Annotated in this window: 20 protein-coding genes; 14 read left to right on the top strand and 6 right to left on the bottom strand. The window is 63.3% G+C overall.

From position 1 onward, the window contains the following. The first annotated feature begins 231 nt into the window (after positions 1 to 231). Positions 232 to 453 carry a hypothetical protein gene (locus C483_RS14045; protein WP_006654025.1) on the top strand — a complete coding sequence of 74 codons (222 nt, stop codon included), beginning with the start codon at positions 232 to 234 and terminating at the stop codon, positions 451 to 453. Positions 454 to 508: 55 nt separating this feature from the next. On the opposite strand, the gene C483_RS14040 is transcribed toward C483_RS14045, so the two are convergent. Further along, complete coding sequence (locus C483_RS14040; RefSeq protein ID WP_006654024.1) at positions 509 to 2,167, bottom strand: hypothetical protein; 1,659 nt, start codon at positions 2,165 to 2,167, stop codon at positions 509 to 511. A gap of 204 nt (positions 2,168 to 2,371) precedes the next feature. On the opposite strand from C483_RS14040, the gene C483_RS14035 reads away from it, so the two are divergent. From C483_RS14035 to C483_RS13985, 11 genes are all read left to right on the top strand, one after another. Continuing rightward, a complete protein-coding gene (locus tag C483_RS14035) occupies positions 2,372 to 3,190 on the top strand; it encodes an ABC transporter ATP-binding protein (RefSeq protein WP_006654023.1) in 819 nt (272 codons plus the stop codon). 99 nt (positions 3,191 to 3,289) lie between these two features. Next, positions 3,290 to 4,126, top strand: a complete 837-nt coding sequence (locus tag C483_RS14030) for a hypothetical protein (RefSeq protein WP_006654022.1) — start codon at positions 3,290 to 3,292, stop codon at positions 4,124 to 4,126. Between the two features lie 73 nt (positions 4,127 to 4,199). Beyond that, a complete protein-coding gene (gene folP, locus C483_RS14025; RefSeq protein WP_049912744.1) occupies positions 4,200 to 6,725 on the top strand; it encodes a dihydropteroate synthase in 2,526 nt (841 codons plus the stop codon). A 302-nt stretch (positions 6,726 to 7,027) separates the two neighbouring features. Further along, complete coding sequence (locus C483_RS14020; RefSeq protein ID WP_006654020.1) at positions 7,028 to 7,774, top strand: hypothetical protein; 747 nt, start codon at positions 7,028 to 7,030, stop codon at positions 7,772 to 7,774. A gap of 2 nt (positions 7,775 to 7,776) precedes the next feature. Continuing rightward, entirely contained in the window at positions 7,777 to 8,856 is a 1,080-nt protein-coding gene (locus C483_RS14015; RefSeq protein ID WP_006654019.1) for a hypothetical protein, read from the top strand. A gap of 144 nt (positions 8,857 to 9,000) precedes the next feature. Continuing rightward, positions 9,001 to 9,153 (top strand): hypothetical protein, encoded by a 153-nt coding sequence (locus C483_RS20505; protein WP_006654018.1) that lies wholly within the window; start codon positions 9,001 to 9,003, stop codon positions 9,151 to 9,153. Between the two features lie 8 nt (positions 9,154 to 9,161). Beyond that, positions 9,162 to 10,205, top strand: coding sequence for a YeiH family protein (locus C483_RS14005; protein ID WP_006654017.1), 1,044 nt, complete (start codon positions 9,162 to 9,164; stop codon positions 10,203 to 10,205). A 295-nt stretch (positions 10,206 to 10,500) separates the two neighbouring features. Further along, positions 10,501 to 11,547 (top strand): PstS family phosphate ABC transporter substrate-binding protein, encoded by a 1,047-nt coding sequence (locus tag C483_RS14000; RefSeq protein ID WP_006654016.1) that lies wholly within the window; start codon positions 10,501 to 10,503, stop codon positions 11,545 to 11,547. Next, positions 11,548 to 12,525 carry a phosphate ABC transporter permease subunit PstC gene (pstC, locus tag C483_RS13995; RefSeq protein ID WP_006654015.1) on the top strand — a complete coding sequence of 326 codons (978 nt, stop codon included), beginning with the start codon at positions 11,548 to 11,550 and terminating at the stop codon, positions 12,523 to 12,525. Continuing rightward, positions 12,525 to 13,385 (top strand): PstA family ABC transporter permease, encoded by an 861-nt coding sequence (locus C483_RS13990; protein WP_006654014.1) that lies wholly within the window; start codon positions 12,525 to 12,527, stop codon positions 13,383 to 13,385. Before pstC ends, C483_RS13990 begins: the two co-directional genes overlap by 1 nt. Continuing rightward, positions 13,382 to 14,251 carry a phosphate ABC transporter ATP-binding protein gene (locus C483_RS13985; protein WP_006654013.1) on the top strand — a complete coding sequence of 290 codons (870 nt, stop codon included), beginning with the start codon at positions 13,382 to 13,384 and terminating at the stop codon, positions 14,249 to 14,251. The genes C483_RS13990 and C483_RS13985 overlap by 4 nt, the downstream gene beginning before the upstream one ends. Before the next feature lie 79 nt (positions 14,252 to 14,330). Here C483_RS13985 and C483_RS13980 read toward each other — a convergent pair whose 3' ends face one another. Then, a complete protein-coding gene (locus tag C483_RS13980) occupies positions 14,331 to 15,782 on the bottom strand; it encodes a hypothetical protein (protein ID WP_006654012.1) in 1,452 nt (483 codons plus the stop codon). A gap of 245 nt (positions 15,783 to 16,027) precedes the next feature. Between C483_RS13980 and trpB the strand changes: the two genes are divergently transcribed. Together trpB and C483_RS13970 are read left to right on the top strand one after the other, a co-directional pair. Further along, on the top strand, positions 16,028 to 17,257 hold the full coding sequence (gene trpB, locus C483_RS13975) for a tryptophan synthase subunit beta (protein WP_006654011.1): 1,230 nt from the start codon (positions 16,028 to 16,030) through the stop codon (positions 17,255 to 17,257). A 208-nt stretch (positions 17,258 to 17,465) separates the two neighbouring features. Next, positions 17,466 to 17,798, top strand: a complete 333-nt coding sequence (locus tag C483_RS13970; RefSeq protein ID WP_006654010.1) for a DUF5789 family protein — start codon at positions 17,466 to 17,468, stop codon at positions 17,796 to 17,798. 168 nt (positions 17,799 to 17,966) lie between these two features. Here the strand turns inward: C483_RS13970 and C483_RS13965 are convergent, their stop codons facing one another. The 4 genes from C483_RS13965 to C483_RS13950 form a co-directional block, all read right to left on the bottom strand. Then, on the bottom strand, positions 17,967 to 18,515 hold the full coding sequence (locus C483_RS13965) for an HIT family protein (protein ID WP_006654009.1): 549 nt from the start codon (positions 18,513 to 18,515) through the stop codon (positions 17,967 to 17,969). A gap of 104 nt (positions 18,516 to 18,619) precedes the next feature. Further along, on the bottom strand, positions 18,620 to 19,681 hold the full coding sequence (locus C483_RS13960; protein WP_006654008.1) for a glycosyltransferase: 1,062 nt from the start codon (positions 19,679 to 19,681) through the stop codon (positions 18,620 to 18,622). 177 nt (positions 19,682 to 19,858) lie between these two features. Further along, positions 19,859 to 21,607 (bottom strand): hypothetical protein, encoded by a 1,749-nt coding sequence (locus tag C483_RS13955; protein ID WP_049912721.1) that lies wholly within the window; start codon positions 21,605 to 21,607, stop codon positions 19,859 to 19,861. A gap of 376 nt (positions 21,608 to 21,983) precedes the next feature. Next, entirely contained in the window at positions 21,984 to 22,718 is a 735-nt protein-coding gene (locus tag C483_RS13950; protein WP_006654006.1) for a hypothetical protein, read from the bottom strand. Positions 22,719 to 22,810 lie beyond the last annotated feature (92 nt).

Below are 22,810 nucleotides of genomic sequence, written 5' to 3'. Positions count from 1 at the left end.
CGGACGCGTTCTCGTTCGCTCCCCAACGAGACGAACTGGGGGACTCCTCTTCACACCGTTGTCGACATCGTTCACCCTGCTTTCGATTGGTTCGGCCCATACTGGCTTTTTGCAGCAGGAACCCACTCGAGTCGCTGCCAACTCGAGTAGGTGGACGAACCCAGCACTCGGTCACAGGTCCGCAGGAGTGAGATACGACACTCTATATGGATCCAGTTGCAACGGTCGACTATGTCCGAGGAAGTCCCGGTTCGACGGACCGACCTCTACGCCCTCGTGGTGATCTCCGTCGTCGGTGGGTTTGTGCTGGCTTCGTGGATGATGCCGCCGGCGCTGTCGCCGGCGTTCGCAAACGCCATCTTTGTCGGCATGATGTTGCTCGCGTTCTTCCTGTTTATTCCGGTGATGGGCGTGCGGCTGTTTATCGAAGATCGGAAAGAGGAGGAGTCGTGAGCGGACGAGCGGGAGTACGCCGATTCTAGCAGCGTTTCATCCCTCAAACCCAGCCCTAGTCGATCCGATACCAGTCGAACTGCTCGACCGCGTAGCGGTAGGCAACCGGCGGCGCGACGATACCGGCGATCAACACCGCCCACGCGGCCAGCGTGAGTTGATCGCCGGTGATCGTGAACTCGAGTTCCGGGAGTGCTGCGATGAGTGCAGTAGCGATCTGCGCTGCCAGCGGTGCGGCTTCCGTGTACAGCACGACGGCGGCTATCGTGGGTAGGATGATTCCAGCCGAGTAGACGAGGAAGGCCACCTTGCTCGGCATGACGGCCTCCTTGTTGCTGGTGACTGCGACCGACCCAAACCGGGGAAACGCCGAGCCGATGCCCACTGCGAGGGCTGGTGCAACGAGTGCGCCGAGAATCGTCCCCGCTGCTAGCATGGCGGTCTCCTCGAGTGAGAGTGGGCTGATGATGCCGACCGAGAGCGAGACGACGACAGCGAGTGGGACACCGACGAGTGCACTTGCGATAATGCGACTTCGGACGGCCGTCTTCCCGGCAACCGACGAGGTCATCACGGCAGGAAGCGCTCGACCGAAGTCGCCGAGCGGGTTGAGCGCGAACAGGACGCCGGTTCCCCAGACGACGTACAGACAGAGGAGCACGGCGATATAGCTGGGCACCGTCCCTGCTTCGATGATCTCCTGTGCGAAAAAGAGCATTCCGAACAGCGGGTACGCGGCGTACGCGAGGCGGATCGGTGAGCGTTTCGTTCGTCGGATCGTCGTCACGGTCATCGTCCGCACCGGTTTCGAGAGACCCTGATCGAGGAACGCGGACAATCGGTCGCTCCCCTCCCCAGTCGCGGCAGGCTCGGTGTCGTCCTGAATGCGCGCCGGATCGGCGTACCAGTGAACGCGAGCGGAGACGACGCCGATGGCGACGGCGACCGGGATCAGGATGGCCGAGCCGACCAGCGCGCCGACGACGGCGGTGGGATCGGGGTCGATCGTCGGAATGCCGAGGAAGAGTACGTGGCCGAACCAGCCAAGCGGGCCGTCGCCGACGAGGTCGAACAGGAACGTGGCGACCGTATCGAACCAGCCGGTGGCGATCGAGCCGAAGTACGCGAGTGCAAGGAGGATAATAACTGGCGTCCGGTACCGCGCGATCGGCTCGTAGACCGTCAACAGGTGGCGAGCCCAGGTACCGACCACGAAGCCGATCGGGACGGCGGTAACGAGCAGGAGGACGGCGACGAACGGAATCGCGAGCGCGGGAAACACCGTTCCCGCCCCGCTTGCGAACGCGGCGGAGTATACCACGACCGGCGGCACGAGCCAGATTGCAAAGAGGAGAATCTCGGCAACGATATTTCCGATCACCGTCGACCGAAGCGGTGCGGAGAGCAACACGAGCGCGGGCTGGTCGAGATTCGCAGCGGCGGTAAACGTTCGAATCCCCGCCATGAGGATAAGAAAGAGCCAGGCGAGTGCGGTGACGCCCGAAACGATCTCGAGTGCAATCGGTGCGTCGACCGCACCGGTCGCGACCTCCTCACCGAAGGCGGGCAGGATCAACAGTCCAACCGCAGTGACGGGACCGAGCGCGAGGAGGGCGATCCCCGCCATCATGAGCAGTTTCATTCGATCACCGACGACGGTCCGGATCGTCCGTCGGACTTGCGTTCGCGCGATGACGGTTGCGGGCGAACTCATCGGGAACCACCAGGACACAGTATGTAACCCGCCGGAGAACCGACGGAAGCGAGGAGTGGAAGGGCCATACTGACCGTTGGACGATGACCGGTATAAACACTTTGGAGCGTTGTCATTCTCTGTTCTGCCTGAGCCGCCAACCGAGACTGGACGATCCTGATAAGTATGTCACAAATTTAACTCCCTGCACGCGAAACGATCAGTATGGCCCTCGACGAGTCCCCAAAACCGGCGGCGACGCCCGAAACGGCCCCCGCTATCGTTACGGACGACCTCACGAAGCAGTACGGCGACACTACCGCCGTCTCCGGACTGACGATCGAAGTCGAACGCGGCACCGTCTACGGCTTCCTCGGCCCCAACGGCGCCGGCAAGACCACGACGATGCGGATGCTGACGACACTGACACGACCCACGTCGGGCACTGCACACGTCGCCAGTCACCCGATCACCGACCGCGAATCCGTTACGCCACACATCGGCTACCTCCCCGAGGAACCGCCGATCTACGACGAACTCTCGGGCCGCGAGCAACTCGAGTACGCCGCCGGCTTGCGGGACCTGCCGGACGAGCAGGCGAGCGAGCGAATCGAGAGCCTCCTCGAGCGGTTCGACCTCACTGACGACGCGGATAAGCGTATTGCGGACTACTCGAAGGGGATGCGCCAGAAGGTGGGCGTCATTCAGGCGGTGTTGCACGAGCCCGCAGTCGCCTTCCTCGACGAGCCGACGAGCGGCCTGGACCCCCGCGCGGCACGGACGATGCGCGAGACGATCGCGGATCTGGCCGACCAGGAGATGACGATTTTCCTCTCGACGCACATCCTCTCGGTCGTCGACGACCTGGCCGACCGGATCGGCGTGCTTCACGACGGCGAACTCGTTGCCCAGGACGACCCCGAAACGCTGAAGTCCCGCGCCGAGACGGCAGAGACGCGCAGTCTGGAGGATGCGTTCCTCGAGATCACGAAGGACTCGGCCGACGATTCGGCAGGGCTGGCCGCAGAGGCCGAACTCGAGTAGTCGAGTGTCGGAACCAACTCGAGTTCCACGAACGTACTGGCTCACCTGACTGCGATTCGAGTACCTGTCTGTGATCCGAGGTCTCGCCGTCACTCACGTATGAAAGCGATCGACTCACTACAGCGACCGTCCGTCCCATCGCTCGCCGCTGGTGCAATCGGTGGCCTCCTGAACGTCACCTGCGTGCTGGCGCTTTTCGTCCGCGGGAGCTACCCGGTACTCGACGCTCCCACGCAACTCGCGGTGCTCGCACTGGCGGGGTTCGCGCTGGGATTCGTCGCGGTGTTCATCACGTCCTATACCCGCTTGTTGACTCCTGCGATCGCCTTTCTCGGCGTTCTCGCGGGGACAGTGTACCTCGACCTCACGACGCCGCTGCCCGAGTGGGGCGAACTGGGTGGCTACGTGATCGTCGAGGGCCCAACGCACGTCTCGAGTTACGCGCACACGTGGTACGTCTGGCTCTCGCTGGTCGTCGTGGCTGGGCTCGTCGAGTTCGGACTCCGACAGGGGTACGGTGTCGGCGACGGACGACTTCGAAACCTGCCATCGCTTCCGCTCTCGCGGAGCGCTCTCGGTCGGATCATCGCCACCGCTGCCGGACTCGTCGGCCTCGCGACGGCGCTACTCGTGCTCCGGTCGGGGATTCAACCGTCGGCGTCGGTGTTCGTTGTCTTCATCGTCGCAGCTGCCGTCACCGCGGTTCCGCTGGCGGCGCTGCTTTCGCGCGGGCTTGTCGTCCCGCTTGTCCTGTTCGCGCTGGTTCCGTACGCGCTCGCAGTCGAGGTGTTCGTCACCACAGACAGCCCCGTGCACATCCTTCTGTTCGGCCCGTACGCGGTCTGTCTGCTCGTCGCCGCGGCGGTCGAGTACTGGCTGCGCACGAAGGTCGGCGGTTGGGACGGTGGTCGGTTCGCCGGACAGCCGTCCACGTGAGAACGGCGTCTCAGAAGCGGCCACTGACGGCCGACTCCGACACCCTAAAGCGGACTGGCTCTGTGGTTCGGATATGGAGTATCACGAGGCGGCGGACGTTCTCTTCGGCTTGCGGCGCTTTCGGCCGAAGCCGGGGACGGCGTCGACGGCGCAGCTACTTGCAACCCTCGACGATCCACACGAGGACGTCGCGTTCGTGCAGGTCGCCGGCTCGAACGGCAAAGGCAGTACGGCGCGGATGGTCGAACAGACGCTTCGCGAGGCGGGACTCTCGGTCGGACTCTACACCTCTCCCCACCTGGAGGACCTCCGCGAGCGTGTTCAGGTCGACGGCCGGAAGATTCCTCGCTCGGCCGTCTGTACGTACGTCAAATCGGTCCACGACTACCTGACCGAGCAGGCCGCCGACGGAAACTCGCCGACGTTCTTCGAGGCGATGACCGCGATGGCGATCTGGCAGTTCGGCCGCGAAAACGTCGACGTGGCCGTTCTCGAGGTCGGCATCGGCGGCCGGTACGACGCAACCAGCGTCGTCGATCCCGTCGCGAGTGCAGTGACGAGCGTGACGCTCGAACACACCGGCATTCTGGGCGAGACGGAAGCCGAAATCGCCCGCGACAAGGCACACGTCGCACCCGCGGACGCCCCGCTCGTCACGGGCGTCACCGGACCGGTACTCGAGTCCGTTCGCGAGGTTGCAGGCGATGTCGTTACAGTTGGAACGAGGGGTGGGGGGAAGGGGGCAGAAGCAGATGACGAGACGACTGATCCAGACGTTCGCGTCGAGTACGGCGGACGTGCGAACCACACTGAAGCCGCCGTCTCCATTGACGCCGACGATTGGTCCGTGTCGACGCAGATCCCGCTGCCTGGCACCCATCAGGCAGAGAACGCCGGCATCGCCGCCGCGCTTGCACGGCAGGTCGCAGACGTGTCGACCGAGGAACTCGCCCGCGGCCTGCGAAACGCCCACTGGCCGGGCCGGTTCGAAGTGATGGGCACCGAACCGCTCGTCGTCCTGGACGGCGCGCACAATCCCGGTGCGTGCGAGCAACTCGCCGCCACGCTCGGAACCTACGAGTTCGACGACCTCCACCTCGTCTTCAGCGCGATGCACGACAAGGACCACCGCGAGATGGCCGCGGCGTTACCGACACCCGACTCCGTACGTACGGCGGAGCCGGGACTCGACCGTGCTGAGGATCGCGACGTGCTCGCGACTGTCTTCGATGGCGCCGGCGTAGCTCAGGTGAAGACGACACAGAGCGTTCAGGACGCCCTCTCGCAGGCACTCGCCGACGCCGGCCCCGACGACTGCGTCCTCATCACGGGCTCGCTGTTCGCCGTCGCCGAGGCCCGCTCGCGCTGGACGACGACCGGAATCACCAAACGAATCCGCGACCGATCGGACGCGCGGGATGCACTCGAGTCCGCACAGGTTTCCGACGCCGACGTCGACCGCTTCGACGGCGAGGCGCTCCACCGCGTCGTCAAGACGAACCTGCAGTCGCCGCAGGCGAGGCGACTACAGACCGAACTGGTACGTCTCGGCGGTGAGTGTGTCGTGTCGGGGGCGGACGACGATCACGGCGAGCGCGTCGACGTGGTGTTGATGGGAACGCTCGCGCAGTTCGAGCAACTGGTGTCGACCGTCGATCACGAGGACGGACTCGAGACGGTCGCTCGTGAGATTGGTGAGACGCTTGGTCTCGAGTCGGCTTCCAATGCGACTCCGGAGTCGGACGCCGTGACCCCCACATCCACCAGTGCCGAGACACCACCCTGGGCCGACCGTACCGCCGTCATGGGTATCCTCAATGTCACTCCCGACAGCTTCCACGACGGCGGCGAGTTCGACGCACTCGCAGACGCCGTCGAGCGCGCGGAGGCGATGGTTTCGGCCGGCGTAGACGTGATCGATATCGGCGGGGAGTCCACGCGTCCCGGTGCAGAGCCGGTTCCAGTCGAGGACGAAATCGAACGCGTCGTCCCCGTTATCGAGCGTATCGTGGACCTCGATGTCGCCATCTCGATCGACACGCGAAAGGCGGCCGTCGCCGAGGCCGCACTCGAGGCCGGCGCGGACATCATCAACGACGTATCCGGGCTCGAGGATCCCGAAATGCGCTTCGTCGCGGCCGAACACGACGCGGGGCTGATCGTGATGCACAGTATCGATTCGATCGTCGACCCGGACCGCGAGGTGACCTACGACGACGTCGTCGAGGACGTAATCGATCAGTTGGCAGAGCGGTTGTTACTCGCTGAGAAGGCTGGTGTCGACCGAGAGAAAATCGTCGTCGATCCAGGAATTGGCTTTGGGAAGTCGGCGGCGGAGTCGTTCGAGATTCTGGACCGACTCGGAGAGTTCCGCGCGCTTGGCTATCCAGTACTCGTCGGTCACTCGCACAAGTCGATGTTCGCACACGTCGGCCAGGGGCCGGACGAGCGGCGTGACGCGACGGTTGCGGCGAGCGCGCTCGCGGCGGATCGCGGTGCGGATCTCATCCGAGTGCACGACGTGCCGGAGAACGTTGCAGCGGTCCGGACAGCGCTTGCAGCGCGGGATCCGGAGCGGTTCGACTGGGAGTCGTCGTAGCGAGGTATGTTGGTGGTGTGCTGATGGTGGGTCGTTGGTCCGGTGGTCTGGCGTCGCCTTATCGTCGCCTCATCGCCAGTCCGCCGTCATCCGTCGTCGCCCTGAAATCGAACTGATGCGAACTGATTCGAACACTGCTGTTTTTGCCGCCGACGTTCGCGAGTGGTAGTCATCTGCCGGTCCAACCTTCAACCGTCCGGGACGGGTACCATCGGTGAGGCCGGGCGTGCGAACAGTGGCGGAGGACGGTCGACGCGCAGCGTACAGCGCCCAGCATCCACGCCCGGCACTCGGTGATATCGATGACAGCACACACTCCCTCCGGTCACGGCCGGGATCAGAATCGGGACGACGACGAATCGAGCGGGTACGGACACGGAACCGACGGAGCGATGACGCCCGACGCGGGTTCCAGACCGGGAACACTCCCGCTGGTCGGTGGCGGGATTCTGGTGCTCTCTGCCGTCCGCGCGCTCCTTCGCGGCCAACTTCGGTCGATTCCGATCGGTGCCGCTGGCGTTGGCCTGCTCAGATACGGCCTCTCGAAACGACAGGAGAGTGGAACGGGGACACAGACCGACCTTGGCTCGTTTGCTGACGAGGACAGCGCAGACGAGATGTCTGGTGCATCCTCTCCGATCGAGTTCGTCACCGACGACGCGGAACCCCGATCGAAACCGAGTCTCGACGGCGAGAACGGCGATCCGCGCCAGACCGAGACGGAGGACGACGGGATCGAAATCGATGTCTCGGAATCGGCGACGATGAGCGAAGCCTCGGAGGCGACCGGCCCGGATCCGACACAGGCAGAGCCCGCCCAGACCGAAGGGACAGAGCCGGAGGCAACGCCAAGCGAGGAGCTGTCGGACGACCACGAGGGCGAGGCTGGCGAGGGTGACGAAGGCGAAATCGGGGCCGACTACGGGACGGACGAGGAGAGCGACGCTGCAAGTGAAAGCGAAAGCGAGGGCCGGGGCGAGGGCGAGAGCGAAAACGGAAGCGAGAGCCAGGATGACGACGAAGACGAGAGCGGCGAGTCGAACCCCTGAACATGGGCCCACTCTCGGCGACGCGATACTACAGCCGCGAGCTCTCGCGTCGCCTCGCACACTACGCCCGCGTTCGCCGACACGGCTACCCCGATCACGGATCACTCGAGCAGGCCGCCGAAACGATCCTCGCAGAACGGGCCGCCGGTGGCATCGAATCCGGTGGCCACTTTCACGGCGTCTGGCCCCGAGACCTCTGTTTCGCCGCTCGCGGGCTGGTCACCGCCGGCTACCAAGAGACCGTCGCCACGACTGGTGACTGGCTCGTCTCCCAGCTCTCGAACGTCTTCTACACCGACTTTCACACCGACGCTAGCGTCAACGCCGCGACGCCCGCCGAAGGCGTCGACACCTTCCCCGCACTGGTGCTCTTGCTCGCCGAAGCGGACCGACTCGAGTACCATGCCGAATCGATCGCCACACTGGCCGCCCTCCACGACCGGAAATTCGTCGATTCGAACCGCGGTCTCGTCACCGGTGCCGGCAGTTCGTGGTGGGACTCGGCCGCCGCGCCCCGGGAAGCCTACAACACCGCACTGTTGCTCGCAGCGGCGAGGGTACTCGAGTCCCGCGAGATTCCGACGGTGTTCACCGGGCGCTCGGCGGCACTCCGCGAGGGGCTCGGGCGGCTGTGGAACGGGTCGTATTTCGACGAACGGCGGGGTTCGTCGGTGCTCGCCTGCGACGCGAACGTCCCCGTGTTGTATTTCGGCCTCGTCGAGCCGTCGGTGGCGGAGACGATTGTGAATTCGCTGGGGGTACTCGAGACGCCGAACGGACTCCGGTTGCGCGGGGCGTCGTTCTCACCGCGGGAGGTGCATCCGTTTTTCTTGCTGCATCGGGACTACCATACCCAGATCTGGCCCTGGAACAGTTTCGCGTACGCGGTCGGCCTGCGACGGTACGGGTTCGACGCGCGAGCGAGGCGGGAAGTCGAGCGGGTCGAGCGCTGTCTCGCGCCGGTCGGGACGTTTCTCGAACTCTATCGGGTGACGGGGAAGCCCTACGTCAAACGTGGCTATGCGGCGGTCGGCGACTTCATGGTTGCAGCGGCGCTCTGGCGTGAGTTGCAGTCGTTGTGAGTTCGACTGGAGAGAGGGATGAACCTCGAAGTGTCCATGCAGCGTCTCATCTCGCCGCCTCGTCGTCACAGACTGTGGCAACTATCTCCGCTATCAATGACGGAATCGGCAAGCGTTAAGTGTGCCAGCGAACCGAACCGAAGTATGAACGAAGAGTCTCGGCTGGCATCGCTCGCCGAGGTGCGCTCGCGCTGGAGTGCACTCGAGCGGGACTGGCAGAGCGTCGTGGTCGGCGTGACGGTTGTCGCGCTCGTGTCGCTGCTCGACGTGCACATTCCCTGGGCCTGGAGCTGGTAGCGGACGAAATGGCTGGTTCTTCACGACTGCTCGGGATCGCGGCGCTCTGTCTCGGTGCGCTCGTCGCTCGGCTCTTTTCCGGAACGATCGGTGGCAATCATCTGCTGCTCGCGATCGCGCTCGGATTTCTGCTCGCGAACACGGTGGGTGTTCCGTCGCGCCTCGAGCCCGGTATTGCAACGCACAAGCTCTGGCTCGGCGCCGGAATCGTACTCATGGGTGCGTCGATTTCGGTCGGTGCGATTCGTGAGGCGGGCGGCTTCGTGTTGCTCGCAATCGGTCTGGTCGTCGTGACGACGGTGGTGCTCGTCGAAGCGCTCTCCCGGTACGTCTTCGGGCTTACGGACCGACTCGGTTCACTGCTCGCGGCGGGCAGCGGCATCTGTGGTGTCTCGGCCGTCGTCGCCGTCGCCGGAGCGATCCGCGCCAGAGAGGAGTACGTCGCCTACGCGGCCGCAACAGTGCTCCTGTTCGACGCGCTCACGATCGTCGTCTACCCGCTGGTTGGCGATCTGCTCGGGCTGTCGGGGCAGGTGTTCGGCATCTGGGCCGGTCTCAGCATGTTCTCGACGGGTCCCGTCGTCGCGGTCGGATTCGCACACTCCGAGGTGGCCGGCCAGTGGGCGACGATTACCAAGCTCGCACGCAACGCGTTGATCGGCGTCGTCGTGCTCGCGTACGCCAGTTATTACGCTCGCGAACAGACGTCGGCGACGGGAGAGGACGGACGCGAGACCCTCTTCGGTTCACTCCGGTCGACACTGGGCACACTCTGGGCCGAATTTCCAAAGTTCGTTCTCGGCTTTCTCGCCCTGGCTGCGCTCTCGACGCTTGGCGTCTTCTCGGCGGGCCAGCAGGCGTCGATCGAGAACGCCTACAACTGGCTGTTCCTGCTCGCGTTCGTCGGATTGGGAACCGAGATTCGGATCCGCCAACTCCGTCGAACCGGCCTTACTCCCGCCATCGTCGTCCTGCTGGCGCTGCTCGTGGTGAGTTCGCTCTCACTCCTGCTGGTGAGCGTCGCGTTACCGACGCCAGCTGTCGGTCCCTGATCCGCTGTCGGCACTGGTGGCAATACTCTCCGCATCTTGTAACCACTGCCGAGACGGTCCAGAAGTCGACGGTGTGGCCACTTGGGGCTAACCTGGTCCGTACTCACCTTTCGACACACGAACCGCTGTAACTGGCACATAGCTGGCCTGTACCGTTCGGTTTCAGGATGCTCGTCTCGAATGTGGGGTGATACCATCCACATGCTGCGGAAAGCATTGCAGGGGTTCGGTTGTTCACCGAAGTGTTGCTGGGTTACACAGCCATTCAAGCGCGTGCTGACTACGGGGTTGTACTATGGAACGGACGGACAGACAGACACCGTTTCCGCCCGACGGACACGGCATCTCCCGCCGAGCGGCACTCAAGACGGTTGGAGCCGGTTCGACACTCGCTCTCGCAGGCTGTCTCACCGGTGCTGATTCCGGCAGTACGTCGATTCGCATCTCTGGAGGCGTCGGCCCGCTCCCGATGATGCAGGTCTGGGCCGACGAGTACCGGTCCGAGACCGGCGTCGGCATCGACGTCTCCGGCGGCGGCACCGGCGTCGGCGTCTCCGACGTGTTGAACGAGCAGGTTGACATCGCGATGATGGGTCGCGAACCCGACGAGGCCGAACTCGAGCAGGGCCTGTTCGCCGTGGCCATGTTGATCGACACCGTCGTCGGCACGATCAACGTCAACAACCCCGTCTACGACGAGCTGCGCGAAGACGGGTTGACGCGCGAGCAACTCGAGTCCGTCTTCACTGACGAGGTCGCGAACTGGAACGAACTGGTCGACGCGAACGTCGACGAGCCGATCTACGTCTACGGCCGGTCTGACTCCTCTGCGGCCTACAAACAGTGGGGGAACTTCCTCGGTGGCGAGGACCACGCCCACACCGAGAACGAACTCGAGGACTACGCCGACGGCAACTTCGACGGCGACCAGCAGGTTGCCCAGGCGATCAACAACGACTCGCACGGCATCTCGCTGAACAATCTGAACTACGTCTACGACTTCAACACGGGCAATCTCGAGATGAACATTCGACCGGTACCGCTCGATCTCGACGGGAGCGGTACCCTCTCGCCCGAGGAGGACTTCTACGACAACCGCGACGAGTTCCTCACGGCCGTCGAGGAGGGAATCTACCCCGCCCCGCCGGCCCGCGAGATGTTCATCGCAGCCAACGAGGAGTTCGAGGAGGAAGCCGCCGAGTTCGCAAAGTGGGTACTGACGGACGGCCAGGAATACGTTCGTGACCACGGCTACGCCCCGATCAGTGACGACCGACTCGCAGAAGAACGGGAGCGACTCGCGGACCGACACGACGGACTCGAGATCGAGGTGACGGGCTAGATGTCCTCGACAACGGATCACGGCGCGGGCACGGATGGAAACCCGGGGACGCCACCGAGCACAGACGACGCTCGCTCGGACCGACTGGAGTGGCGGCTGACGATCGAACGGCTGAGCAGCTACTGGCTGCTCGGTGCCGGCCTGTTCGCGATTGCCCTGTTCGGGCTCATCGTCCTGACGCTCGTCCAGCAGTCGATTCCGATCGTCTCCGAGCACTCCCTGTTGGAGATGGTGACCTCGTCGAACTGGGACCCCGCACAGGAAGAGTTCGGCTTCCTGCCGGCGATTGTCGGCACGATCTACGTCACTGTGCTCTCGATGGCGATGGGGACACCAATCGCGATCCTCGCGGCGATCTACATCGCCGAGTACGCTGAGGGGCGGACGAAGATGATCGTCTCGTCGTTCATCGACGTGCTCGCGGCGATTCCGAGCGTTATCTTCGGCCTCGTCGGCCTGATCGTCGTCGTCCCGTTCGTCGGCGACTACCTCGCGCCGGCGCTTGGCGCACACAGTATCGGTCTCGGTATCGTCACGGTGAGTCTAGTGATGGCGATCATCGTCACGCCCTTTATGATCTCGCTGTCGGTCGAGTCACTCGAGGCGCTGCCCGACGAACTTCGCGAGTCGTCGCTCGGCGTGGGTGCGACGAAGTGGGAAACCATCCGTTCCGTCCTCCTGCGAGCCGCGGGGCCGGGAATCTTCTCGGCGATCCTGCTCGGCTTCGGGCGCGTCTTCGGCGCGACCATCGTGCCGGCGATGCTCATCGGCGGCCAGACCGCGATTCCGGACAGCCCGTTCGATGCCGGTGAGACGCTACCGACGCTGATCGTCAACGACTTCGGCGAACTGATGAGCCTGCCGCTGACGCAGTCCGCGCTCATCCTGGTCGGCCTCATGTTGCTCGTCATCGTCTGGCTGTTCAACTTCGGCGCGATGCTCGTTCGCCGCCGGCTCAAACGGAGGTGGCAGTACTGATGGACCGCTACACCGAACAGCGGCTCTTCGGCCTGCTCGCTCGCGCAAGCGCCGCGCTCATCGTCGGCGTGCTGGCGCTCGTCGTCGGCGTGACGCTCTTCCGCGGCGGCCGCGTCTTCCTCACGGATCCGGCAGTCGCGGTCACGCCGCCCGGCTCGCGCTACATGCTCGATGGCGGCGGCGGTTTCCTCCACGCAGTGCTGGGAAGCCTCTTCATCGTCGTCCCGGCGACCGTCATCGCGATGGTCCTCTCGCTCTCGACGGCGATCTACCTCCAGAGCGACTACTCGAGTGAGCGCACCTCGGAGGTCATCAACATGTTCCTGAACGTGCTCTGGGGGACACCGCCGATCGTCTACGGGGTGTTCGTGCTGACGGTGATCATCGCTGTCGGCGCACAGACGAGCCTGATCTTCGGCGTCATCGCGATCGCGATCTTCCAGTATCCGATCATGACCCGGTACGCCGACGAGGCGCTCAAAGCCGCACCGGATACGGTCAAGGAGGCGAGCTACGGGGTCGGCGCGACGCGCTTCGAGACGGCTCGCGTGACCGTCCGAGCGGCGCTGCCGGGCGTTATCGCCGGCATCATCATGGGCTTCGCTCGCGGGATCGGCGATGCCGCAACGGTGCTCTTTACCGCCGGGCGGAGCACGCAGATGCCCGGCGGACCGTTCGATCCGGCAACGACGCTCCCGATCCTCATCTTCGAACAGGCGGCGTCGTTCAACGCCGAGGTCCGTTCGCACGCCTACGCGGCGTCGTTCGTCCTCATCGTTGCCGTACTCGCACTGATCGTCGCATCGAAACTACTCGCCGGGCGTTACGCCCGGTTCGCACCAGGAGGGAGACACTCATGAGTAACCAGCCAGCACTCCGCACCGAAAACCTCGAAGTAACGTACACCGGCAACCGAAAAGTCACCGCACTCGACGGCGTCAGCGTCGACTTCGCTGAGAACGCTCTGACGGCCATCATCGGCCCCTCGGGGTGTGGGAAGTCGACCCTGCTGAAGTCGTTGAACCGCCTGCACGAGATCCAGCCGAACGCGGAGATTGCCGGCGAGGTCCACTTCGGCGACCAGACCGTCTACGACACCGACGACCCGCTGCCGGAGATCCGCCGCCGTATCGGCTACGTCCCACAGACCCCGACGCCGCTGCCGATGTCGATCTACAACAACGTCGCCTACGGCGCGAAGATCCACGGCGACTACTCCCGCGAGGAACTCGACGACCTCGTCGAGACCTGCCTCCGGAAGGTCAACCTCTGGGACGAGGTCGAAGACCGACTCGACGACCCCGGCGCGGCGCTCTCGACCGGCCAGATCCAGCGCCTCTGTCTCGCCCGGTCGCTCGCCGTCGAACCCGAAATCCTGCTCTGTGACGAGGTCACCTCCGCGCTCGACCCTATCTCGGCCGAGCAGGTCGAGGAGACACTCGAGTCTCTCAAGGAGGAGTACACGATCATCATGGTCACTCACAGTATGGATCAGGCGCGGCGACTCGCGGACGACGTCGTCTTCCTCTACCTCGGTGAACTCGTCGAGGCCAACGACGCACGGACGTTCTTCGAGAATCCGCAGGCCGACCGAACGAAGGAGTTCATCTCGGGCCACGGTGCGTCGACGTACCTCGAGAAGTCGTCCGACGAGTCAGATTCCGAAACCCAAACCGATGAGCAGGTCGACGGATCGAGGGACAGGCCAACTGCGGTTGAACAGTAGCCGGTCCGCTGTTTTTTGTGTCGGGATCGCTGCCACTGCGGCTTCGTCGGCGACTCTGAACGCATTCCCCGCTGATCGTTCACCGCTGATCGTTCACTGCTGATCGTTCATGCTGAGTCCACTCGAGTTCGGCCGCAGGCGCAGCGTCGGCGGCGATCGAATCGAACCGGTCGAACGCCATCGGCGCGGGGTGGGCGTAGCGGGCGCGAATCGTCTCCGGCAGGTCCTCGTGGTACCGGACGTGCGTTTCGATGTCGTACGGGAACTCGGTCTCGTCGACGCCGACGAAGCCGTACTGGTCGCGTGCCCGGCTGAGGACGGATCGCCAGCGATCGATCGATCCCAGGCCGGCGGATTCGACGCCGTGGGCGAACAGGGTCGTCCAAATTTCGTCGTACGGCTCGACACCGTCCAGATACGAGTCTACCTGGGCGGCGTCGGGCGCGGTGTTGAACGGCGTCCAGTAGGGAACCGAGCCGGTTCGGAGGGTCCACCACGGCTCGACCAGCGCGAACGACTGGACGAACAGCCGATCGACCGGCCGGCCGAGTTCGGCGTAGCGTTCGCGGTACCGGTCGGCGACGAAGGGGCTCAGTTCGTGTGGCTCGTCGAAGCGAAGTCGCCGGACGTCGTACCCGTTCTCGTCCGCAAGGCGGTCGATATCCTCGCCCAGCGCTGGCTCGAAACCCCACTCCGCCTCCGGAACACGCTCGTCCGGGTCGGGCGTGTACCACCGGTCGCGGTTCGCCCCCTGCTGCTCGAGGAACTCCGCAATCGCGTCGTCGCCCTCGTAGTACGACTCGGGGTCGAGCCCGCCGTGGCCGCCGACCTGGTACGTGTGGCGGTCGTCAATCCGGACCGCCGGCCAGTCGTACTCGCACTCGAGTGTGATGATCGTCCCGTCGGACGCGAGCACCGTCTCGATGAACTCCTCGTAGGCGTCGCCGAGACGGCGGGATTTCGTCCGGAAGTAGGCCAGTTTACGGACCATCAGGCGGTCCTGATTCGGGTCGTGCATCTGGTGGAGGGAGACGTCCGGGTTGGCCGCGAGGAACGGGTCGGCGTGTTCGGCACCCCACTCGAGATCCGCGTGGATCGCGTCGGGTGGAAGCGAGCGCGAGACGGGAACGAGGAATGTCTGTGGGAGCCAGGGGACGCCGAGCAGCGCGGCGAGGTGGACCGCCGCGCCGTTACTCGAGCCGACGATGACGGCTGGATAGCCGCGGTCTGGGTACTGATCGACGACCCACTGTCGGAACCGTTCGACGTCGACGTTGCCCAGTTCGTCCGGCGAGACGCCCTCGTTCGCGCCGCCGGTGGTGTAGATGCCGGTCCGAGCGCGCCGCGGCAGTGAATTGAGTCGCGCCGCAACCGGGATCAGCCACGAGGGGAACATCCCCAGTGCGGGGAACTCCTCGCCACGAAGCGCGCTCGCCGCCGCGCGGACGAACACCGTCGTCGAGTCGAAGTTCGGCAGGCCCGGTGGCGTCGAGCCGGCGCCCGCGAGCAGGCGAGAGATCCTCAGGGACATGGTCGGCTCACCTCGGACCAGGCAGCAATCTCGGGGTGAGTGGCAACCTGTCGGCTCGGTTCGGGTCGGTGCGCTGTCGAGCGCTGGGCGGCAGTGGCAACCGTCATCGGAGACGGCTATCGTACCACAGCGGCCCGGATAATACACCGGCCAGCAGGCGACACGCGATAGTGACGGTAGCTGTGCTGCCGTCGCCCACTGTGGCGCGGAACTTACTTGCCACTGAAGGGCATCTCACCGGATATATGACCGACCGAGAGTCTACGGGCGAGTTCGAGGGCTACGGCGGACGCTACGTCCCCGAACCGCTGCAGGAACCGCTTGACCAGCTTGCAGCCGCCTACGACGATGTCGCATCGACCGACGAGTTCCAGGCCGACTTCCGCGACCATCTCGAGTCGTTCGCCGGACGGCCGACGCCGCTGTATCACGCGAAGAACCTGAGCGAACGCTACGGTGCTGAGATCTACCTCAAGCGCGAGGACCTGCTCCACGGCGGCGCACACAAGATCAACAACTGTCTCGGGCAGGCCCTGCTCGCGAAACGCGCCGGTCGCGACCGTCTCATCGCCGAGACTGGCGCGGGCCAGCACGGCGTTGCAACCGCGATGGTCGGCGCGCTGCTCGGCCTCGAGACGGAAATCTACATGGGCAAGAAGGACGCCCAGCGGCAGGCGATGAACGTCTTCCGGATGCGGCTGATGGGTGCCGAGGTCAACGAGGTCACCCGCGGCGGTGAGGGACTGGCCGACGCCGTCGACGCTGCACTCGAGGACTTCGCCGCAAACGTCGACGACACCCACTACCTCGTCGGCAGCGTCGTCGGCCCGGACCCGTTCCCGCGAATGGTTCGGGACTTCCAGTCCGTCATCGGCGAGGAGGCCCGCGAGCAGTTCCAGAACCTGGAACGAACCGGCGACTTCCCGGACGCCGCAGTCGCCTGCGTCGGCGGCGGCTCGAACGCCATCGGGCTCTTCCACGCCTTCCGCGACGTTCGGAAGACGTCGGAGACGTCTTCCGCAGCCCATCAGAACGCGAAGCGTTCTGAGGACGACCCCGTCGAGTTCTACGGCGCAGAGGGCGGCGGCGAGGGCGCAGAGTCGAGTCGCCACGCCGCGCCGCTGGCGAAGGGACAGGACGACACCATTCACGGCATGAAAACGCGCGTAATCGACGACGACGTCGAGGTCCACTCGGTTTCAGCCGGGCTCGACTACCCCGGCGTCGGCCCCGAACACGCCATGTTCCACGCCGTCGGCCGCTGTGAGTACACCGGCATTACGGACGAGGAAGCGCTCGCAGCCTTCCGCGAACTGAGCGAGACCGAGGGCATCATCCCGGCACTCGAGTCCAGTCACGCCATCGCCCGTGCGATTCAACTCGCGGAGGAAGGCGAACACGAGACGATTCTCGTGAACCTCTCGGGCCGTGGCGACAAGGACATGGAGACGGCTGCGGAGAAGTTCGAACTCTGAGCTGGTCCTTCGTGGATTCTGCGCTTGTTTGAAGCTGCTGGCTCTGTTAAAGCGACTGCCTTCTAACACAAACGGACTGCTGAATACAGAGCATGTAGTCAGCACAATGACCACGTTTATTTCACTCAATTACCACTGAATCAGCCACTCAGTGTGCGTGGAACCAACCGCCGAGAGTTATATTCGCCTGGATCTCCTACTGTCGTATATGGCAGATGATAAACAGGGCCGAGATGAGCAAGCGGACCGTGAAGAGAATCGCCAGCGTGACCGAGAACTAGAGGAGGCCCGGGCCCGCGGCGATGAAAAGGAACCGCTGTTTGATGACGAAAGCGAGCGGCTTGGTGATCTTGATGAAGAGCTCAAATCGCACGACTATCCAGCCACGACAAATGAGTTGGTTGAGGCCTATGGTGATTATGAACTTGAAACGCAGGGCGGCAAGAAACCCCTGGAGGACGTACTCTCTTCAACTGATGACCAAACATATGACTCAGCCGAGGACGTTCGCAGACGGATACTGGGACTCATAGGCCGATAGCACAATGCCCCAAGACACTCATCTCGCAAATTAGACCGCCTGTACTGACCGGCCACTACTCTCGCAGACCGTCACTCGGCTTGTGGAACATTCGCGCTCTGTATTCAGCACGGCTACTGAAACCTATCGGTGACTAAAGGTTTCAACAGAGCCACGCTGCGCAGCCGATTACAGTTTGTCGCGGACCGCCGCTACAATCGCTTCTGCGTCCGCCGACTCGAGTTCCCGACGAGCCAGCGAGAGGCCCACACTGTCGTCCTCGAACCGCGGCACCAGGTGGACGTGTGCGTGATCGACCGTCCCGACCAGCGGCCCGCTCGTGTGGAAGACGCTGAAGCCGTCCGTCTCCAGGGTGGACTCGAGTGCCGTCGCGACGGTGTGGACGGTGTCGAAGACGGCGGCGGTTTCCGTCTCGTCCATGAGTAACACCTCCTCTTCGTGCGTACGCGGTATGATTACTGTGTGTCCACGGACTGCGGGTCGTCGGTCGAGGAACGCGACGGTTTGGTCGTCTTCGTAGAGGATTGCCGCGGGTTCGGCACCTGTGCTTATCTGGCAGAAGTCACAGTTTGGCTGTGAGTTGGTGGTCGCGTCAGCGTCGGTGTCGGTATCGGTATCAGTATCAGTATCAGTCCCAGTTGCCGTCTCAGTGTCCGTGATAGCAGCGGTGTCCGCCTGGCCGCCCTCGCCGCCGTCTGCGCTCCCAGCATCGTCCATACCGAGGCCACTCAGTAAACGATTAAATACCTGTTTGCCTGGATATCTGTGCAGTCGCTGGCCACTTCGTCCTGGGCTGCCCTGCAAAGACTACGGTCAAACCGCTACAATAGCCCCGACGCATCCTGCAACGCCCGATACGTCGTCAGATACCGATCCCGGATCTCCGCCCCGTCGTACTCATCGAACTCGTCGTCGATATCGCGGTACTCGAGTCCCCCTGCCTCGATAATCGTATCGCTGAGTTCGTCCTCGCTCGTCGTCCGGAAGCCCCGGTCCCAGCCCTCGACGAGTTCGTGGGCACTCGAGTCGGCGTGGTACTCGACGACGCCGACGCAGCCGGCGGCGAGCGCCCAGAGCATCTCGGTCGGGAAGACGCAGTATTCGGCGGTCTGTGCGAAGACGTGTGCGCCGCGATAGGCGGCGATTCGTTCCTCGAGTGAGCGGTCACCGGCGAACGTGACGCGGTCCTCGATCCGGAGATCGCTCGCGAGTTGTTCGTACGCCTCGCGCTCGGGGCCGTCGCCGATGACGGTTGCCCGCCAGTCGCGGTCGCGGTGTTCGGCGAGCGCGAGCAGGAGGCTCTCGAGGTTCGCTCCCTCGTCGAGACGGCGAGCGTAGATGACGTCAGCCTGCTCGCCAGGTTCGACCTCGTGGATCTGCTCGACATCGATTGGATTCGCGATCGGGTCGACTGCCTGCTCGCTCACGCCGAGTTCGCGGACCCAGGTCGCGACGAGTTCGGAGGGGACAAGGTTTCGGTCGACGGATCGGGCGGCGAGTTTGCGCCATCGATCAGTTGGGACGCCGTCCATGCCGTACCACTCGGCGACCACGGGCGCTCTGGCCAGCGTCGCACCGAGACTGGCCGCGATGACCTGTCCCGGTCGCTGTGCGCTGACGTGGACGATATCGGGACGCGCACGGGCGAGGACGAATGGCAGTCGGACGAGGAACGAAGCGGTGGCCTCGAGTTCGACGGAAACGCCGTGATATGTAATTCCCTCGCGTTCGAACGTCGCGTGTTCGCCGTCCCAGAACTGCGTACAGTAGACGTGGACGTCGTGGCCGGCGTCATCGAGCAGTTCGACAACGGTCCGCAGTCGTCGGTTCGTCTCGGTATCGCGGTGGAAAACCGTTTCAGCAGAGACGAACGCGACTCGCATATGGCATCGTCACGCAGGGATGGGATAAAAAGTCACTTCTTTTGCACGGTGAGCTCCGAGTGAGTTGCCCGCAGTAGAACCTGTCTCCTGTTGGTTCCATCGAGAAGAACCGCATAATGACCGGCGAGTTGGCGCTCACCGGTTGCGGACGGTTGCTGTCAGTTGGTCGTCATTGCGTCAGTCGAACAGTTCGTTCGCGAGTTCGATCTCGTCTGAGAACTGGTCAACCATCGACGACGGACCGCTGGCCTGGTGTCCCGCGTCAGCCTTCTTTTTGTCGTCGGTTTCGAACGCTGCGGCGTCATCCGTTGGTTCGTCTCGGTCTTTCTTGTCCTTCCTGTCGTCGTGCTTCTTGTCCTTCTCGTCGTCTTCTTCAACGTCGAGGGCGTCACCCTCGTCCTTGTCGTCTTTCTCGTACTTTTTGTCCTTCGTGTCTTTCTTGTCCTTCTCCTCGTCCTCTTTGACATCGAGCACGTCAGCTTCCTCTTCGTCCTCTTTCTTGTCTTTCTTGTCCTCCTCGTCTTTCTTATCTTTCTTATCGTGGTGCTTGTCGTCCTTTCTGTCGTCTTTCTTGTCCTTCTCGTCTTTCTCGTCCGGTTCCTCTAGCTCCGCTGCCTCAGGCTCGTCCTTGTCGGCTTTTCTCTCGTCTTTCTTGTCGTCGTGTTTCTTCTCATCCGCTTTCTCTGCCTTTTCGTCCTTCTCGTCTTCGTCTTCAACGTCGAGAGGTTCGGTGTCCTTCTTGTCTGCTTTCTCGTCCTTCTTGTCGTCCTTGTCGTCCCTGTCGTCCTTCTCTGCCTTGTCCGCCTTCTCTGCCTCTTTGTCCTGCTCGTCAACACGGTCCTCATCCGTTGGCTTCTCGTCCGTCTCTTCAACCGGTTCAGCCGCCTTCACCTTCTCCGGTTCAGCCACCGGCTCTTCTTTCTCAGGTTTGTCGACCTTGTCGACCTGCTTCTCGTCGTCTGTTACGGGCTTCTCATCGTCTATGACTGGCTTCTCGTCTTTCTCATCTTTCTCGTCCTCGTCAGGCTTCTCAACCGGTGCATCGTCATCCTTCTCGTCAACTGGCACCTCATCCTTCACCGGTTCATCATCTTTCGCCGGTGCGTCGTCATCCGTCTCGTCCTTTTCAGGCTCCTCAACCGGTGCGTCGTCATCTTTCACCGGTTCCTCATCCACTGGCTCCTCATCCTTTTCCGGTGCATCTACCGGCTCATCGTCTTTCTCCGGTGCATCGTCATCCTTCTCGTCCTTTTCAGGCTCCTCAACCGGTGCATCATCGTCTTTCTCCGGCTCATCGATCGGGTCGTCATCGACCGGCGTCTCGTCAACATCGTCCATCACGAACGACACCAGCACGACGTTCGGTCCGTACCGGTCCATGAGCTCATCGAGTGACAGCTCTGCCGTGTCCACGTCACTGTCGCACTCGAGTTCGACTTCGTCCTCATCGAGGGCGACATCCTCGCCATCCGCGGTGGCGACGAACTCGTAGGTGCCATCAGCAAGACCGACGAACGTGACGTTGTCGGTCGCTGGCACCGTCACGGTCAGTGAGTGGGTGGTCTCCTGACCGTCGTCGGTAGCGGTACTCTCAGTCTGGAGGTTTGTCAGGAGCTGTCCCTGGGTCTGAACCTGGAACTGGTCGTACTCGGCGGTCCAGGTCATCGTCAGTTCAGTGTCGCTCTCCGTCGGATTCTCGACGGTGATGTGTGGTTCGTCCTCACAGTCTTCTGTGACGAGGAGTTCGTCACCGGGGGCAGCATCGACCGGTTCGTCGTCTTGTGCCCCGATTGCTGCTGCCCCACCGACGCTTGCAACGGTGAGGCCGACGACCACGACGATCGTGAGCAATCCCGCCAGGAGGCGTTTTCGCGTGTCTGTTCGCCCTATGCGTCCATCTGCTTTCTGAGTGTCTGTGTCTCTCATCAACGCGGCCCTCGACGGTAGCACTTGACAGAGGTGTTCTTTGTTATGCTCACCAGACACGATCGTAATGGTCGTCAGGAACACAGGGCTGTCTGCACACTATAATCTCGCCTCTGTGTTAGAAAGAAAGGCCTGGGAAAATCGTGATTTCGTTCGATGCAACCGTTTCTCTGTGGATGCTGAACCGTTTCAGCGCCACTCGCGGGAACGAAACACGAGACTGGGGGTCGGCCGTGTGAACGCAAACCCAGTTTCACAGCGGAGACACTCTCTCTTGCGGGTGCTATCGATCATTACTCCGGGTTCAATCGATACCAGGTGGCGCCAGCGGCGTCGATCGAACAGCGAGTTCGGCGATCAGTCGCTCGTTACCCTGCTACTCGTCTGGTTCGTTCGGTTCGTCGTCACCGCTCTCACCAATACCGCCAAACCGGTCCTCGAAGAACGAGTCGAGTCCGTCGAAGATGCTGCCGTCGTCATCGTCGGTCTCGTTGTCCTCGCTCTGGTCGTCCTCCGGATCGCTCTCCGTTTCAGTGTCCGTGTCCGGAGCAGTCTCAGTTTGGTCCTCGTTGCTGTCGCTCTCGCTCTCGTTGCCCTCCGACTCAGCCGTCTCCTCATCTTCTCCCGCCACATCGTCACTGTCAGTCTCCGTTTCGTTCTCACTCGTTTGTGAGTCGGTGTCTGTTTCCGAATCCGGATCCGAGTCCGAATCCGAATCAGTGTCCGACGCTGCCTCCGAGTTCGACTCAGAGTCCGAGTCTGAGTCCGACTCATTGACCGCCCCACTCGAGTCCTCCGCCGTGCTACCGCCATCGGCAGTGTCGATGGACTCGAGGAGGTCGCCGCCAGTGTCTCCGGTAGCATCAGTGTCAGTGTCGGTGTCGGTGTCGCCGCCCACCAGTTCGGGGCCGACGATAGCGACGGTGGTGCCGAAGGCGGCGAGGACGATGATGATCGTGACGAAGACGATGGCGGTGCCGCCGTTCCGGTCGTCCGGTGGGCTCGGGGCTGCGGTGGCAGTAGAGGGGGAGGGAGAGTCTGAAGGTGAAATCGGTGTGTCGCTCCCAGCGCGGTCCGCGCGGTCCGAGTCATCCGTACCGTCGGCTGTCATCGGGAAGACGAACGGGACGAGTGGCCTTTGTTAAGCGCAGCAATTGCTGCTACGCTGACCAGAGTCAAGCCGAGTTTTGCCCCCGATACGGA

This window comes from Natrialba hulunbeirensis JCM 10989 (assembly GCF_000337575.1).
GTDB classification, from domain to species: Archaea; Halobacteriota; Halobacteria; order Halobacteriales; family Natrialbaceae; genus Natrialba; species Natrialba hulunbeirensis.
The sequence above is the reverse complement of the archived record's forward strand: the minus strand, read 5'-3'. Positions and strand labels throughout refer to the sequence as shown.